The organism is Streptomyces sp. SID1328, assembly GCF_009865595.1.
GTDB classification, from domain to species: Bacteria; Actinomycetota; Actinomycetes; order Streptomycetales; family Streptomycetaceae; genus Streptomyces; species Streptomyces griseoluteus.
The window spans coordinates 1-15,627 of record NZ_WWKH01000911.1; the positions used below are offsets into that span (position 1 = coordinate 1).

At 69.1% G+C, this 15,627-nt stretch carries 16 protein-coding genes; 9 read left to right on the top strand and 7 right to left on the bottom strand.

Annotated elements, in window-relative coordinates; translation table 11 throughout:
* The 3 genes from gnd to dnaA form a co-directional block, all read right to left on the bottom strand.
* On the bottom strand, positions 1–860 hold an 860-nt coding region (gnd, locus tag GT030_RS29060; protein WP_161203634.1), incomplete at its 3' end, for a phosphogluconate dehydrogenase (NAD(+)-dependent, decarboxylating).
* A gap of 167 nt (positions 861–1,027) precedes the next feature.
* The gene (gene dnaN, locus GT030_RS29065; protein WP_030806004.1) at positions 1,028–2,158 is read right to left on the bottom strand and encodes a DNA polymerase III subunit beta; all 1,131 of its coding nucleotides are present in this window, start codon (positions 2,156–2,158) and stop codon (positions 1,028–1,030) included.
* A gap of 1,045 nt (positions 2,159–3,203) precedes the next feature.
* Positions 3,204–5,168 carry a chromosomal replication initiator protein DnaA gene (gene dnaA, locus GT030_RS29070; protein ID WP_161200306.1) on the bottom strand — a complete coding sequence of 655 codons (1,965 nt, stop codon included), beginning with the start codon at positions 5,166–5,168 and terminating at the stop codon, positions 3,204–3,206.
* A gap of 405 nt (positions 5,169–5,573) precedes the next feature.
* Between dnaA and rpmH the strand changes: the two genes are divergently transcribed.
* The 9 genes from rpmH (at position 5,574) to GT030_RS29115 (ending at position 12,395) form a co-directional block, all read left to right on the top strand.
* Positions 5,574–5,711, top strand: a complete 138-nt coding sequence (gene rpmH, locus GT030_RS29075; protein WP_003975051.1) for a 50S ribosomal protein L34 — start codon at positions 5,574–5,576, stop codon at positions 5,709–5,711.
* Between the two features lie 21 nt (positions 5,712–5,732).
* The gene (rnpA, locus tag GT030_RS29080) at positions 5,733–6,104 is read left to right on the top strand and encodes a ribonuclease P protein component (protein ID WP_161200305.1); all 372 of its coding nucleotides are present in this window, start codon (positions 5,733–5,735) and stop codon (positions 6,102–6,104) included.
* Positions 6,101–6,463, top strand: a complete 363-nt coding sequence (gene yidD / locus GT030_RS29085) for a membrane protein insertion efficiency factor YidD (protein WP_086691980.1) — start codon at positions 6,101–6,103, stop codon at positions 6,461–6,463. The genes rnpA and yidD overlap by 4 nt, the downstream gene beginning before the upstream one ends.
* Positions 6,464–6,466: 3 nt before the next feature.
* On the top strand, positions 6,467–7,756 hold the full coding sequence (yidC, locus tag GT030_RS29090; protein WP_161203635.1) for a membrane protein insertase YidC: 1,290 nt from the start codon (positions 6,467–6,469) through the stop codon (positions 7,754–7,756).
* A gap of 15 nt (positions 7,757–7,771) precedes the next feature.
* A complete protein-coding gene (locus GT030_RS29095) occupies positions 7,772–8,284 on the top strand; it encodes a R3H domain-containing nucleic acid-binding protein (protein WP_161200303.1) in 513 nt (170 codons plus the stop codon).
* 117 nt (positions 8,285–8,401) lie between these two features.
* Positions 8,402–9,118 (top strand): 16S rRNA (guanine(527)-N(7))-methyltransferase RsmG, encoded by a 717-nt coding sequence (gene rsmG / locus GT030_RS29100; protein ID WP_161203636.1) that lies wholly within the window; start codon positions 8,402–8,404, stop codon positions 9,116–9,118.
* A gap of 333 nt (positions 9,119–9,451) precedes the next feature.
* Entirely contained in the window at positions 9,452–10,525 is a 1,074-nt protein-coding gene (locus tag GT030_RS29105) for a ParA family protein (RefSeq protein WP_161203637.1), read from the top strand.
* Positions 10,522–11,616, top strand: a complete 1,095-nt coding sequence (locus tag GT030_RS29110) for a ParB/RepB/Spo0J family partition protein (RefSeq protein ID WP_161203638.1) — start codon at positions 10,522–10,524, stop codon at positions 11,614–11,616. Before GT030_RS29105 ends, GT030_RS29110 begins: the two co-directional genes overlap by 4 nt.
* A 161-nt stretch (positions 11,617–11,777) precedes the next feature.
* Positions 11,778–12,395 (top strand): GNAT family N-acetyltransferase, encoded by a 618-nt coding sequence (locus GT030_RS29115; RefSeq protein ID WP_161203639.1) that lies wholly within the window; start codon positions 11,778–11,780, stop codon positions 12,393–12,395.
* A gap of 90 nt (positions 12,396–12,485) precedes the next feature.
* Here GT030_RS29115 and trxA read toward each other — a convergent pair whose 3' ends face one another.
* From trxA to sigM, 4 genes are all read right to left on the bottom strand, one after another.
* Positions 12,486–12,818: a thioredoxin gene (trxA, locus tag GT030_RS29120; RefSeq protein WP_030806038.1), complete on the bottom strand. Its 333-nt coding sequence runs from the start codon at positions 12,816–12,818 to the stop codon at positions 12,486–12,488.
* A gap of 41 nt (positions 12,819–12,859) precedes the next feature.
* Positions 12,860–13,831: a thioredoxin-disulfide reductase gene (trxB, locus tag GT030_RS29125; protein ID WP_161203640.1), complete on the bottom strand. Its 972-nt coding sequence runs from the start codon at positions 13,829–13,831 to the stop codon at positions 12,860–12,862.
* A gap of 171 nt (positions 13,832–14,002) precedes the next feature.
* Entirely contained in the window at positions 14,003–14,890 is an 888-nt protein-coding gene (locus GT030_RS29130; RefSeq protein ID WP_161203641.1) for a zf-HC2 domain-containing protein, read from the bottom strand.
* On the bottom strand, positions 14,887–15,615 hold the full coding sequence (gene sigM, locus GT030_RS29135) for an RNA polymerase sigma factor SigM (protein WP_161203642.1): 729 nt from the start codon (positions 15,613–15,615) through the stop codon (positions 14,887–14,889). Before sigM ends, GT030_RS29130 begins: the two co-directional genes overlap by 4 nt.
* Between the last annotated feature and the right edge of the window lie 12 nt (positions 15,616–15,627).

Consider the following 15,627-nt stretch of genomic DNA (forward strand, 5'->3'; position numbering starts at 1 on the left):
GCGTGGCCGCCGAACTGGTTGCGCAGCGCGGCGATCATCTTCATCTGCGGCGAGTCGTCCTGCCGCGAGGCGAACCGCGCGAACAGCGACGCGGTGATCGCGGGCAGCGGCACCGCGTTGTCGATCGCGGCCTCCACCGTCCAGCGTCCCTCACCGGAGTCCTGCGCGTAGCCGCGCAGGCCGTCCAGGTGCTCGTCGTCGTCCAGGGCGTTGACCGCGAGGTCGAGCAGCCAGGAACGGATGACCGTGCCCTCCTGCCAGGAGCGGAAGATCTCGCGGACGTTCTCCACGGAGTCGACCTTCTCCAGCAGCTCCCAGCCCTCGGCGTACGCCTGCATCATGGCGTACTCGATGCCGTTGTGGACCATCTTGGAGAAGTGGCCCGCGCCGACCTTGCCGGCGTGTACGGAGCCGAAGTCGCCCTCCGGCTTCAGCGCGTCGAGGACGGGCCGCACCTTGGCGACGTTCTCCTCGTCACCGCCGTACATCAGCGCGTAGCCGTTCGCCAGGCCGTGGACGCCGCCGGAGACGCCGCAGTCGACGAAGCCTATGCCCTTGGCCGCCAGCTCCTCGGCGTGCTTCTCGTCGTCCGTCCAGCGGGAGTTGCCGCCGTCCACGACCACGTCGCCGGGCTCCAGCAGCTCGCCGAGCCGGTCGACGGTCGCCTGCGTCGCCTCGCCCGCCGGAACCATCACCCAGACCACGCGCGGGGCGCTGAGCTTGCCCACAAGCTCTTCGAGGCTGTGGACGTCCGCGAGGTCCGCGTTGCGGTCGTATCCGATGACGGTGTGGCCTGCGCGGCGGATGCGCTCACGCATGTTGCCGCCCATCTTGCCGAGGCCGACGAGACCGAGCTCCATCAGTTGTTCCTTAGGTCGCTGTGTGGCGTGCCGGGCACGTGGGTGCCCGGCACCGAGCCTAACGGCGACCCGTCATGCACAACTGTGGGTATACGCGCTCATACGTACGCCCTCACCTGGGCTTTTGCCACCGGACCCGCACTCGGCCCGGTGCCGGGGAGGCCGGCTCAGCCGCTCAGGCGCACCGGCATGATCAGGTACTTGTAGGCGTCGTCCGCCTCCGCGTCCAGCGCGGGCTTGCCGCTGAGCAGCGCCGGCTTGGTCGAGGTGGTGAACGAGAGCTGGGCCACGGGGGAGTCGATCGCGCTCAGACCGTCCAGCAGGAAGGTCGGGTTGAAGGCGATCGAGATGTCGTCGCCGTCGAGCTGGGCGTCGACCCTTTCCACAGCCTGTGCGTCGTCGCTGGAGCCGGCCTCCAGGATCAGCACGCCCTGCTCGAAGCTCAGCCGCACCGGGGTGTTCCGCTCGGCGACCAGGGCGACGCGCTTGACGGCCTCCACGAAGGGGGCGGTCTCGATCACGGCGACCGAGTTGAACTCCGTCGGGAACAGCGTGCGGTACTTCGGCAGGTCGCCCTCGAGCAGCCGCGTGGTGGTGCGGCGGCCGGCGCCCTCGAAGCCGATGAGGCCCTCGCCCGAGCCGGAGCCGGAGAGCGCCAGGGTGACGCTGTCACCGGCGCCGAGCGACTTGGCGGTGTCCAGCAGCGTCTTGGCCGGGACCAGGGCCACCGCGGAGGCGTCGGGGTTCTCGGGCTTCCACAGGAACTCGCGGACCGCGAAGCGGTAGCGGTCGGTGGAGGCCAGGGTGACGGTGTCGCCCTCGATCTCGATGCGCACACCGGTGAGGACGGGCAGTGTGTCGTCGCGCCCGGCGGCGATGGCCACCTGGGACGCGGCGGCCGCGAAGACCTCGCCGGGGACGGTGCCCGTGGCGGTCGGCATCTGCGGCAGCGCCGGGTACTCCTCCACCGGCAGGGTGTGGAGGGTGAACCGCGAGGAGCCGCAAACCACGGTGGCCCGCACACCGTCGGTGGAGATCTCCACCGGGCGGTTGGGCAGCGCGCGGCAGATGTCGGCGAGCAGGCGGCCGGAGACCAGGACGGTGCCCTCCTCCTCGACCTCGGCCTCGACGCCCACCCGGGCGGAGACCTCGTAGTCGAAGCCCGACAGGCTGAGCTGGCCCTCCTCGGCCTTCAGCAGCAGGCCGGCGAGGACAGGCGCCGGCGGACGGGCCGGGAGGCTGCGTGCCGCCCACGCCACTGCCTCCGCGAGTACGTCGCGTTCCACCCGGATCTTCACCGTAAGCCGCCTCCTGCTGTTGCCTTCTGAGTCCTCCGACTCGGTGTCGCCTCCCGTTGCGAGGGGAAGGACACCGGTGACCAGTCTGACGCACCGCGCTGACAGCAGGTGCCGGTCGGGGTCAAGTCGGGCCGAGCGGCAGCCGAGGGCGAAACAGCGAGTTGTGCACAGGCCCCGCTTCGAAACGGATTCCTAGCTCTCTCTAGTCGGGAGTAGTAGTAGGGCCTGTGGATACCGTGGATAACCCCGTTTTCGCAGGTCAGGCCCCAAATTTTATCCACCGCCCCTGTGGGTGGAGCCCGTGGACAACTTGGCCCATCTGTGGAGAACAGAAAGTTCTGCACACACCGTCCCCAGGACAGGGTGAGTTCTCCCCAGCTGCGTCCCCAGGTTTGGCGCCGTTTCCCACAGGGGCTGTTGGCAGTTCCGTGTGACGGCTTTCACTCGACGCAGTGACCGGCCCCGTGATGTTGCCGAACAGTGGACAGTGATGTGGAGAAGCTGGCTTCCGCTGGGGACAACCGCCCTCAACCTGTGGGGCCAACCGTGGACAACGTTACGCACAGGGTGTGGACGGAGTCTTTGTCCACACCCTGTGGAGATCCTTCGTCCACGAATCCACAGCCCTCTGAGCTGGGCAGATGCCCAACCCCCAGCCTCCCTGTGGACGCAGCTTGGGACAACTTCGCAGTCCCCACCCTGTGGGCGAAAGAAAGTCGGGAAATCTGTGGAGGGAGGCCGTAACCCGCCGGGGAATCGAACACAAGGTTGCTGGTGGGACACGGGGCTGGGGGGTGGGAACGGGGCCAGCGGCTCGGATCGGAGGATTGGGCGGGGCTCCCGGTCCCCCTATGGGGTCCCACGCGCGTCGGCCGACGTGCTGTTCACCTCCGGCTCCTTTCGGCAGCCCCTCGCGCACACCCTCGCGGCTGCCAGACACTCCAGAAGCCCATGGCAACCGCCCCGTGGACGCTTCCCGCAAGAACGCCGAAGGGCGCCCCGGAGAACTCCCGGAGCGCCCTCATGGGCCCGTACGCGGCCGGCGTCAGCCGTTCTTGATGCGGTTCGTCAGCTCGGTGACCTGGTTGTAGATCGAGCGCCGCTCGGCCATCAGCGCCCGGATCTTGCGGTCCGCGTGCATGACGGTGGTGTGGTCGCGGCCGCCGAACTGCGCGCCGATCTTCGGCAGCGACAGGTCCGTCAGCTCCCGGCACAGGTACATGGCGATCTGCCGGGCGGTGACCAGCGCGCGGCCGCGCGAGGTGCCGCAGAGGTCGTCCACCGTGAGCCCGAAGTAGTCAGCGGTGGCCGCCATGATGGCTGTGGCCGTGATCTCGGGCGCGGAGTCCTCGCCGCCGGGGATCAGGTCCTTGAGGACGATCTCGGTGAGCCCCAGGTCCACCGGCTGCCGGTTGAGCGAGGCGAAGGCCGTCACCCGGATCAGCGCGCCCTCCAGCTCACGGATGTTCCGCGAGATCCGGGAGGCGATGAACTCCAGCACCTCCGGCGGGGCGTTGAGCTGCTCCTGCACCGCCTTCTTGCGCAGGATCGCGATCCGCGTCTCCAGCTCGGGCGGCTGGACGTCGGTGATCAGACCCCATTCGAAGCGGTTGCGCAGCCGGTCCTCCAGGGTGACGAGCTGCTTGGGCGGCCGGTCGGAGGACAGCACGATCTGTTTGTTGGCGTTGTGCAGCGTGTTGAAGGTGTGGAAGAACTCCTCCTGCGTCGACTCCTTGTCCGCGAGGAACTGGATGTCGTCGACGAGCAGGATGTCCATCTCCCGGTACCGCTTGCGGAAGCTGTCGCCCTTGCCGTCGCGGATGGAGTTGATGAACTCGTTGGTGAACTCCTCCGAGCTGACGTACCGCACCCGCGTACCGGGGTACAGGCTGCGCGCGTAGTGCCCGATCGCGTGCAGCAGGTGCGTCTTGCCGAGCCCCGACTCCCCATAGATGAAGAGGGGGTTGTACGCCTTCGCCGGCGCCTCGGCGACGGCAACCGCGGCCGCGTGCGCGAAGCGGTTGGAGGCGCCGATCACGAAGGTGTCGAAGAGGTACTTCGGGTTCAGCCGTGCGGTCGGCTCACCGGGGCCCCCGGTGCTCGGCGACGGGGAGGAGGACGAGCCGGAGCCGCCGCGGCCGGTGGACGGCAGTTCGGGACGCCCGGTCCCGCCGCCGCGCCGCCCGGCACCGCTGTCGGAGGGCGGCTCGGGCCGTTCCCGCCGGACCGGGTCGCGCTGGTCGTACTCGGCACGGGGCGCGCCGTACTCCGGGCGCGGGGCGTCGTAGTCGGGACGCTGCTGCTCGTATCCCTGGCGCTCGCGGCCGGGCGCGCGGTAGTCCGGCGCGCCGCCGTAGGAGTCCTGGGACGGGGAGGCGTAGGGATCGCGCTCGGGGTAGCCGAGGCGGGGCTGCTGCCAGCCGTAGTCGTTCTGTCCGGAGCGCGGCCAGGCGCCCGGCTCGGGGCGCTGGTACTCGGACGGATAGGTGGGGCGGGCCGTCGGCATCCGCTCCTCGCGCGCGGTCGGCGGGCGTTCGCCGCGGCCGGCCTGGCCGTCGCCCGGGCGCTGCTGGTCGTCGGCGCGGTGGCGGCCGTAGCCCTCGTAGGGGCCGGTGGGCAGTTCCGGCTCCTCGTAGCGCGGCGGGGCGCCCTGTTCGCGCTGGTCACGCTGGTCGCGGTCACGGGAGTCGGGCTGCTCGTGGCCGCCGGACGGCTGGGGGGCCGGGGGGCCGCCGACGGAGTCGTCCACCGTGATGGCGATCCGGATGGGGCGGCCGCACTCACGGCTCAGGGTCTCGCTGACGACCGGGGCCAGGCGGCCCTCGAGTACGTTCTTGGCGAATTCGTTCGGCACGGCCAGCAGCGCGGTGTCCGCGACCAGGGCCAGCGGCTGGCAGCGCCTGATCCAGTGCTCGTCCTTGGTCTCGACACCCTGGCCCCGGCCCTCGCCCAGGAGTTCCTCCAGTACGCGTGGCCACACTGCGGCAAGATCGGCAGGTACGTCAGCCACAGGGCACGCTCTCTCACAGGTCCCACGAACGTGTGGTTGTGGGATGGGTCGGGATGAAAATCGGGTGGACGGGCCGGACTGGGCCGGGCAATCCCGGTCGTGCGGGGACAAGGGAACGAATCGGAGTCCAGCCACGGTAGTCAGCGCAGCCGGTAGGGTTCAAGTTGTTGTCCCCAGCCTGTGGACAGTCTCCCCCGACGGGCGCCGGTTTGACCGGATGGCGTAGCCGCGCGTACCGTAACCAGGTCGAGTTGTCGATGGCTGCTGCCGCCTGCCTCCGATGGGCACAGATCGCTTCAGGTGATCGGGAAGCGGTGCACTCGGGCGTGACGCGAGCTACTCGTGGGCGCACGGTGACAGCCAGGACGGCACCCCGCCACTACCGATTTCTTCTGGAGCCCCCGAGTGAGCAAGCGCACCTTCCAGCCGAACAACCGTCGTCGCGCGAAGACCCACGGCTTCCGGCTGCGTATGCGTACCCGTGCCGGCCGCGCCATCCTGGCGACCCGCCGCAGCAAGGGTCGCGCCCGTCTGTCCGCCTGATCCCGATCAGGTCATGACATCGTGCTGCCCCTCGAAAACCGGCTGAGGCGGCGCGAGGACTTCGCATCCGCGGTACGACGAGGACGCCGGGCCGGTCGCCCGACTCTCGTCGTCCACCTTCGTAGCGGTGTCACGGACCCGCACGCGCCTGGGGAGAGCGCTCCCCCGACGCGTGCGGGTTTCGTCGTGAGCAAGGCCGTGGGCAACGCGGTCGTCCGCAATACCGTCAAGCGCAGACTGCGTCACCTGATGCGTGACCGAGTCGCCCTGTTTCCCCCCGGTAGCCTGGTAGTCGTACGCGCGCTGCCCGGATCGGGCGACGCGGACCACGCACGGCTGGCCCAAGACCTGGACGCCGCTATCCAGCGGCTACTGGGAGGGGGCACGCGATGAAGTACCCGCTACTGGCTCTGATCAAGTTGTACCAGTGGACGATCAGTCCGCTGCTGGGGCCGGTGTGCAAGTACTACCCGTCGTGCTCCCACTACGGCTACACGGCCATCGACCGGCACGGTGCCATCAAGGGAACAGCTCTCACGGCCTGGCGCATTCTCCGCTGCAATCCGTGGTCGCTGGGCGGTGTGGACCATGTCCCGCCGCGCAAGCGCCCGCGGTGGCACGAAATGCTGCGCAACGCCTGGGGCGCACGCAAGGGCGGGAACTCCGCCGAACCGGCCACCGAGGCGAAGCTTTCTTCCGAGCCACCTTCGGGCCCGGCCGCAGAGACCTCGTCCCATGCCCAAGGAGCATGATTAGTGGACACGATTGCCAGCTTCTTCAGCTTCATCACGACACCCGTCTCCTGGGTCATCGTCCAGTTCCACACGGTGTACGGGTCCATTTTCGGCCCTGACACGGGTTGGGCCTGGGGCCTGTCCATCGTGTCCCTGGTGGTCCTGATCCGCATCTGCCTGATCCCGCTCTTCGTGAAGCAGATCAAGGCGACGCGCGCGATGCAGACGCTCCAGCCGGAGATGAAGAAGATCCAGGAGCGCTACAAGAACGACAAGCAGCGCCAGTCCGAAGAGATGATGAAGCTGTACAAGGAGTCGGGTACCAACCCGCTCTCCTCGTGCCTTCCCATCCTGGCGCAGTCGCCGTTCTTCTTCGCCCTGTACCACGTGCTCAACGGCATCGCGTCGGGCAAGACCATCGGCGTCATCAACGACTCGCTGCTGGAGAGCGCCCGTAAGGCACACATCTTCGGTGCCCCGCTCGCGGCGAAGTTCAAGGACAACGCGGACACCCTGCACGCCCTCGGTGCCACCGTCACCGATGTGCGGGTCGTCACCGCCATCATGATCGTCCTGATGTCGGCGTCGCAGTTCTACACGCAGCGCCAGCTCATGACGAAGAACGTCGACACCTCGGTGAAGACCCCGTTCATGCAGCAGCAGAAGATGCTGATGTACGTCTTCCCGATCATGTTCGCCGTCTTCGGCATCAACTTCCCGGTCGGTGTCCTCGTCTACTGGCTGACCACCAACGTGTGGACCATGGGCCAGCAGATGTACGTCATCCGCAACAACCCGACTCCGGGCTCCAAGGCGCAGGCCGCCTACCTGGAGCGCCTGACCGGTCACGTCACGCACCACGGCAAGATCCGCAGCCGCAGCGCCCGGGTGATCGTCAAGGCGATCGTCGCCAAGGGCCGCGACCGCAACGAGGCCGAGCGGAAGTTCATCAACTCCCTCACCAAGGCCGGTCTGGTGGCCCAGGCCGACGGCAACGTGGTCAAGAGCGACAGCCAGGCCGTCGCCCAGACCGAGGACGGCACGCCCACCGCGGCCGTCGGCGCCCCGCGCCGTCAGCAGCCCAAGCGGCAGAGCAAGTCCCAGCGCCAGTCGGGGCTCAAGCAGCCGCACGAGGCCGAGCCGGCCGATGAGCCCGCCTCTTCGCCGTCGCTGACCAAGTCCGAGGAGCCGCAGGACGCCAAGCCCGCGCCTCCCAAGCAGACTCCGAAGCCCGGTTCCGGCACCCGCAGCAAGGCCCAGTCCGGGCAGCGCAAGGGTGGCCAGCGGCCCAAGTCCCCGTCCAAGAAGTAAGAAGGAGCCCATCCCGTGACGGAAGGCACCACCACCGCCGCCACCGAGGGTGCAGACACCCTCACCCGCCTGGAGCAGGAGGGTGAGATCGCTGCGGACTACCTCGAGGGTCTGCTGGACATCGCCGATCTCGACGGCGACATCGACATGGACGTGGAGGCCGACCGCGCCTCCGTCTCGATCATCAGCGACGCGCCGGGCCGCGACCTGCAGAAGCTGGTCGGCCGGGACGGTGAGGTGCTGGAGGCCCTTCAGGAGCTGACGCGCCTGGCCGTGCACCGCGAGACCGGTGACCGCAGCCGGCTGATGCTGGACATCGCGGGCTACCGGGCGCAGAAGCGCACCGAGCTGGCCGAGCTGGGCGCCAAGGCGGCCGCCGAGGTCAAGAGCACCGGCGAGCCGGTCAAGCTCAAGCCGATGACCCCGTTCGAGCGCAAGGTCGTCCACGACGCGATCAAGGGCGCGGGACTGCGCAGCGAGTCCGAGGGCGAGGAGCCCCAGCGGTTCGTCGTCGTACTGCCCGCCTGATCGGCCCCATGGTTCCATCGGCCCCGTCTGACCTACAGACGGGGCCGAACTTTGTCAGCCTGGTAGTTCTGAGGGCCGGTGCGTGAAGCACCGGCGCGGTACGGAAGGACGGTCCCCGTGACGGAGGCAGCGGAGCTTCCCCCCGCGCCCGAAGAGGCGCGGGAAGTGTTTGGCGATCGCTTCGATGACGCGGTCCGCTATGCGGAGCTGCTGGCCGAGGCAGGTGTCCAGCGTGGCCTGATCGGCCCGCGGGAGGTGCCCCGGCTGTGGGAGCGGCACCTGCTGAACTGTGCGGTGCTCTCCGAGGCCGTCCCCGAGGGGGTGACGGTGTGCGATGTCGGCTCGGGTGCGGGACTGCCGGGCATTCCGCTGGCCCTGGTGCGGGACGACCTCAACATCACCCTGCTGGAGCCCTTGCTGCGGCGGACCACGTTCCTCACCGAGGTCGTGGAGCTGCTGGGCCTGGACCACGTCACCGTGGTCCGCGGGCGTGCGGAAGAGATGCTGGGCAAGGTGCCGCCGGTCCATGTGGTGACCGCGCGCGCCGTGGCTCCACTGGACCGCCTGGCGACCTGGGGCATCCCGCTGCTGCGGCCCTACGGCGAGATGCTGGCGCTCAAGGGCGACACCGCCGAGGAGGAACTGAAGGCGGCGTCCACCGCGCTCAGCAAGCTCGGTGCGGTCTCCACCTCGGTGCTCCACGTCGGCGAGGGCGTGGTGGACCCGCCGTCCACGGTGGTCCGGGTGGAGGTCGGGGAAAGCCCCGGCGGCGTCCGCTTCGCCGCCAAGCGCGCCAAGGCGGCCCGGACGAGCCGGACGCGGCGACGTCGCTGAGTCGTGAGATTCTCCGCCCCAGGCTGCCGAGTCCTGGGCTCTTGAGTCCTGAGAGTGCGTCCCTGGCCACGGCTGGGGGCGCATTTTTCTTTCCCGGCCGGGCTAGTGGGCCGGGCGGGCCGGAGTGTCGCAGAGCACCGGTCCTCCTGGCTGTGCATCGTGTTTCACGTGAAACGTCGCTCCTTGCTGCATGGCATCATCAGCCGCGGTCGCGCCGCGGCAGAACCCCTCGACCGGCGGCCTCTTGGTTCACTCGGAGGGGTTCCGAAGTTGTCCACAGAGGTGGACTTCTCCACAGAAGGACAGGGCTCACTGGTTCACGCCCCCGAAGGCATGGGAGGCTCTGTTCATTGCGAGCCTGTAGTCGAGGAGAGTGAATCCTTGCGGTCCGACGCCAACATCGCGGGACCGATGACCGATCCGGTCCCCGGTCCCCGTACCGAATCGAGGGGGACGGATGTTTCACGTGAAACACCGCCTCCGATGGACGACACTCCCATCGGTCGTGCGGCCCAAGTGGCGGTCGACGCCCTGGGCCGTGCCGCGGAAGGCATGCCGAGGCCGGAGCAGACCCGAGTCATCGTGGTCGCCAACCAGAAGGGCGGCGTCGGCAAGACCACGACCACCGTCAATGTGGCCGCCTCTCTCGCGCTGCACGGCGGCCGGGTCCTGGTGATCGACCTCGACCCGCAGGGGAACGCCTCCACGGCACTGGGGATCGACCACCACGCGGAAGTTCCCTCCATCTACGACGTCCTGGTGGACAGTCGGCCCCTGGCCGAGGTCGTCCAGCCCGTACCCGATGTCGAGGGCCTCTTCTGTGCTCCCGCCACGATCGACCTCGCGGGCGCGGAGATCGAGCTGGTTTCCCTGGTGGCCCGCGAGAGCCGGCTGGAGCGCGCCATCCAGGCGTACGAGCAGCCGTTGGACTACATCCTCATCGACTGCCCGCCGTCGCTCGGCCTGTTGACGGTCAACGCCCTCGTGGCCGGCCAGGAAGTCCTCATCCCGATCCAGTGCGAGTACTACGCGCTGGAGGGGCTGGGCCAACTCCTGCGCAACGTCGACCTGGTGCGGGGCCACCTCAACCAGTCCCTGCATGTGTCGACGATCCTCCTCACGATGTACGACGGCCGGACCCGCCTCGCCTCCCAGGTCGCGGAAGAGGTGCGCACCCACTTCGGCGACGAGGTGCTGCGCACGAGCATTCCCCGCTCGGTCCGTATCTCCGAGGCGCCGAGCTATGGGCAGACGGTACTGACCTACGATCCAGGATCGAGCGGTGCGCTGTCCTATCTCGAGGCGGCCCGAGAGATCGCGCTGAGGGGCGTGGGGGTCAGCTATGACCCGACCCAGGCCCATCTCGGCACCCAGAACGACCCGAACATGGTGGAGGGGATGCAGTGAGTGATCGACGGAGGGGGCTGGGCCGAGGACTTGGCGCACTGATCCCCGCAGCACCGACCGAGAAGATCCCGGCTTCGGCCGTGCTGGGCGGCGGCTCGTCCGCCGGCTCGGCATCGGGTCCGGCTCTGTCGCCCGACCGCAGGCCCACCGGCATCGGCCGGGGCGGCGCCCTGTCGGCGGTGCCGCAGGAGCCGGAGGAGGCCCAGGCAAGCCCGGCCGACGAGCGCCCCGCGCCGCCCGCAGGTGCCTACTTCGCCGAGCTGCCGCTCGAGTCCATCACGCCGAACCCGCGCCAGCCGCGCGAGGTCTTCGACGAGGACGCGCTGAATGAACTGGTCATCTCCATCAAGGAGGTCGGCCTGCTCCAGCCCGTCGTCGTACGGGAACTGGGCGACGACCGCTACGAACTGATCATGGGTGAGCGCCGGCTGCGCGCCAGCCGTGAGGCGGAGCTGGAATCCATTCCGGCGATCGTCCGTGCCACGGACGACGAGAAGCTGCTGTTGGACGCCCTGCTGGAGAACCTGCATCGCGCGCAGTTGAACCCGCTGGAAGAGGCGCACGCCTACGACCAGTTGCTCAAGGACTTCAACTGCACGCACGACCAGTTGGCCGACCGCATCGGGCGCTCCCGGCCGCAGATCTCCAACACTCTGCGGCTGCTGAAGCTTTCGGCGACCGTGCAGAAGAGGGTCGCCGCAGGCGTGCTCTCGGCCGGTCACGCGCGGGCGCTGCTGTCGGTGGAGGACTCCGAGGAGCAGGACCGGCTGGCGCACCGCATCGTGGCCGAGGGGCTGTCGGTGCGGGCGGTCGAGGAGATCGTGACCCTGATGGGCTCGCGCCCCCAGCGAGCGCAGCGCGCCAAGGGCCCTCGGGCCGGTGCTCTGGTCTCCCCGGCGCTGAGCGATCTCGCGACGCGGCTCTCCGACCGGTTCGAAACCCGGGTGAAGGTCGACCTCGGCCAGAAGAAGGGCAAGATCACCGTCGAGTTCGCCTCGGTGGACGATCTGGAGCGCATCCTCGGCACGCTGGCTCCGGGTGAGGGGCCGATCCTGCCGAAGGGGCTGCAGGAGGACGACTCCGAGGAGTAGCCCCCTGTCAGGGGCGTCCTCACAGGGCCGCAGGGGCGGGCCGTGTCCGGTGTGTACCGGAACACGGTCCGCTCTTTGCTTTGCTCCGGTATCTAGGCAATCGCATCGTGGATACGATGCGAGCGGATGTGACCCGGCGAAGGAAGCGAGGAACGGCTTTCATGGGGCGTCGGCTCGTACCGCTCACGCTGGACAACCTCAGGGACCTCCCCCAGCGGTGCCGCTCCTGCGTGTTCTGGGAACTGGACCCGGTCACCGCCGAAGCCGCCGTGCGCGAGGGCACCGCGGAGGTGGAGAAGGAGTCCTGGATCTCCGCCGTCCTGCTGGACTGGGGCTCCTGCGGCCGCGTCGCCTATGTCGACGACGTACCGGTCGGCTTCGTGCTCTACGCCCCGGCGGCCTACGTCCCACGTGCGACGGCGTTCCCCACGAGCCCGGTCTCTCCGGACGCCGTTCAGCTCATCACGTCATTCATCATGCCCGGCTACCAGGGGCAGGGGCTGGGTCGGATGCTGGTGCAGGCGGTCGCCAAGGATCTGCTGCGCCGGAACTTCAAGGCCATCGAGGCGTTCGGCGACACCCGCTGGAAAGAGCCCGCCTGCCTGCTGCCGGCCGACCATCTCCTCGCCGTCGGCTTCAAGACGGTGCGCCAGCACTCCCGCCACCCCCGTCTCCGTCTGGAACTGCGTTCCACGCTGTCCTGGAAGGAAGACGTCGAGATGGCTCTCGACCGGCTGCTGGGCGCGGTGCACAAGGAACCGGCGCTGCGGCCGCTGTGACGGTTCGGCGCGGACTCCGGCTCACGGACATGACGAAGGGGCCGGCCCGAGTGGGCCGGCCCCTTCGTGAGCCGTGTTTCACGTGAAACGTCAGCCAGTGATGAAGTCGTCCAGGTCGCGGACGAGCGCCGCCTTCGGCTTGGCGCCGACGATCGTCTTGACGACCTCGCCACCCTGGTAGACGTTCAGCGTCGGGATGGACATGACGCCGTACTTGGCGGCCGTGGCCGGGTTCTCGTCGATGTTCAGCTTGACGATCTGGATCTTGTCGCCGTGCTCGGCGGCGATGGCCTCCAGGGACGGAGCGATCTGGCGGCACGGGCCGCACCACTCGGCCCAGAAGTCCACCAGGACGGGCTTGTCGCTCTTGAGGACGTCCTCGTCGAAGGAGTCGTCAGTCGTTTTCTTCACGGTGCCGGCCACAGCGGGCTCCTCACTTGATCATTCGGTGGGGGAAGGGGGTATCAGACAGCGGTCTTCTCGGGCTCGGCGTGGCCGCCCTCGTCCAGCAGGGCCGCGAGGTAGCGCTCGGCGTCCAGGGCCGAGGCACAGCCGGTGCCGGCCGCGGTGATCGCCTGGCGGTAGGTGTGGTCGACCACGTCACCCGCGGCGAAGACGCCGGGCAGGTTGGTCCGGGTGGAGGGAGCCTCGACCTTGAGGTAGCCCTCCGCGTCCAGGTCGAGCTGGCCCTTGAACAGCTCGGTGCGCGGGTCGTGACCGATGGCGATGAACAGACCCGTGACGGGCAGGTCGGACAGCTCGCCGGTCTTGAGGTTGCGCAGCTTCAGCCCGGAGAGCTTCTGCTCGCCCAGGATCTCGACGACCTCGCTGTCCCAGGCGAACTTGATCTTCGGGTCGTTGAAGGCGCGCTCCTGCATCGCCTTGGAGGCGCGCAGGGTGTCCCGGCGGTGGATGATCGTCACGGACTTGGCGAACCGGGAGAGGAAGGTCGCCTCCTCCATCGCGGTGTCGCCGCCGCCGATGACGGCGATGTCCTGGTCCCGGAAGAAGAAGCCGTCACAGGTGGCGCACCACGAGACGCCACGGCCGGACAGCGCGTCCTCGTTGGGCAGCGCGAGCTTGCGGTGCTGGGAGCCGGTGGCGACGATGACGGCCCTGGCCCGGTGGACCGTGCCCGCGGTGTCGGTGACGGTCTTCACGTCGCCGGTCAGGTCGACGGAGACGATGTCGTCCGGCAGCAGCTCGGCGCCGAAGCGCTCGGCCTGCGCCCGCATGTTGTCCATCAGCTCGGGGCCCATGATGCCGTTGGGGAAGCCCGGAAAGTTCTCCACCTCGGTGGTGTTCATCAGCGCGCCACCGGCGGTGACGGCACCCTCGAACACCAGGGGCTTCAGGGACGCACGCGCGGTGTACAGCGCCGCCGTGTAGCCCGCGGGCCCGGAGCCGATGATGATCACATTACGGACGTCGCTCACGGCTTGGTTCCTCGTCTCTGGTCTGTGTCGGCCGACCGGTGGGAGCCCCTGCCGGGACTCTCACACCACCCAACCGATCCTAAGGGGCGCACATTCCCCTGATGTCCGGCCACGCGACGGCTCACACGGTACGGGCGAGGAGAGGTGGGCGGAGACGACACCCGCGCCGTTTCAAGAACGGACGAGACTCTGCTTGAGGAGCACGCTTCCGGCGGCGGGGGTCCGCTTGGACGTGCAGGAGGCGTCGACCACATAGGCGGTGACCCGCTTGCCATCGGCCTTGTCAGGCACCACGACGAGGTAGGCGCTCTTGTCGTCATAGGTGCCGCTCTTCGCCCCCAGAACCGTTTCACCGGAGTGGAGTGCTCGCCGCACGCAGTCGGGCACCGGGACCTCGGTCTGGATCAGAGTGTTCGCGCTCTGCGTAGGCCCCGAGGGGGCGAGGTCCGTCTCGGCGTCCTGCTGCGGGTGCTGGCTGCCTCGCTGCAGCCCCTCCCTGGCGGTGAGCAGGTCCGACACCTGGCTTTGCACACTGGCCCCGGAGAACGTGCCGACGGCGGACGCGGCCGTGCTCTGCGCCGGCTTGTCGGACGCGTTGTTACCGAGGGACTGCATGAGCAGAGAGCCGGCCCCGAGGACGGCAACGGTGAGTACGGCGCCCAACGCGGCTGTCCGGCGACGGCTTCGAGAGCGCTCCTTCCGGCCGGGGCCAGTGGTGGAGCGGGAGAGCTTGCCGGGGCGGGCCGGTGGAGTCGGTGTTTCACGTGAAACATGACGGCCGGGGCCTACGGAATCCGCCTGTTCGGTCCGCCCCGCTGCCTCGGCGGCGAGGGCGGCGTCGATCCGCTCCGCGATGTCGGTGGGCATCGGGGGTACATCCGGGACGTCGCCCAGCAAGCCCTGGATCTCTGTCAGCGCGGCATGGACCTCGGCGCACGCTTGGCAGCCCTCCAGGTGGTGCCGCAGCTCCGCGCTGCGGGACGGCGGGAGGAGCCCCTCGGCCAGCTCGGAGATCTCGGCGACGTCCGGGTGCCCGGTCGTGTCCGTCGAAGACGTCATGCTCGCCCACCTCCGCCCTTCACGACGGCTGAACCATTCGGCCCGGAGTCTTCGGTTCCCTCGCCCGCAGATCCTGTCGAAGGTGGGACGGATGCCCTGTGCACCCGGTTCCGTCCCACCACGGGTTCTTTCCCACCGTCACCGGCGGCGCCCGGCCGCAGGTGGGTGAGCAGGGGGAGGAGTCTGGCGCGGCCTCGTGCGCAGCGGCTCTTCACCGTCCCGGTGGGCACGTCGAGGACCCGCGCGGCCTCGGCGACGGGGTAGCCCTGCATGTCCACCAGGACCAGTGCGGCCCGCTGTTCCGCGGGAAGGGTGCCGAGGGCCTCCAGGAGCTGGCGGTGGAGGTCGTTGCGCTCGGCCGGGGCGGAGGCCGACTCGTGCGGCTCCAGGAGCTGTTCCAGGCGTTCGGGGTCGTCGACGGGCGCGGTCTTCCGCGAGGCGGCCTTGCGGATGCGGTCCAGGCAGGCGTTCACCGTGATCCGGTGCAGCCACGTCGTGACGGCCGACTGCCCACGGAAGGTGTGCGCGGCCCGGTACGCCGACACCAGCGCGTCCTGCACCGCGTCGGCGGCTTCCTCGCGGTCCCCCAGCGTCCGCAGCGCGACTGCCCACAGCCGGTCCCGGTGCCTCCGCACGATCTCACCGAAGGCATCGGGGTCACCCTGCACATGACGGGCGAGCAGGTCCTCGTCCCGCACCTCGCCGTACCGACTGGCGCCTGCCATCGTCCCCCTCCG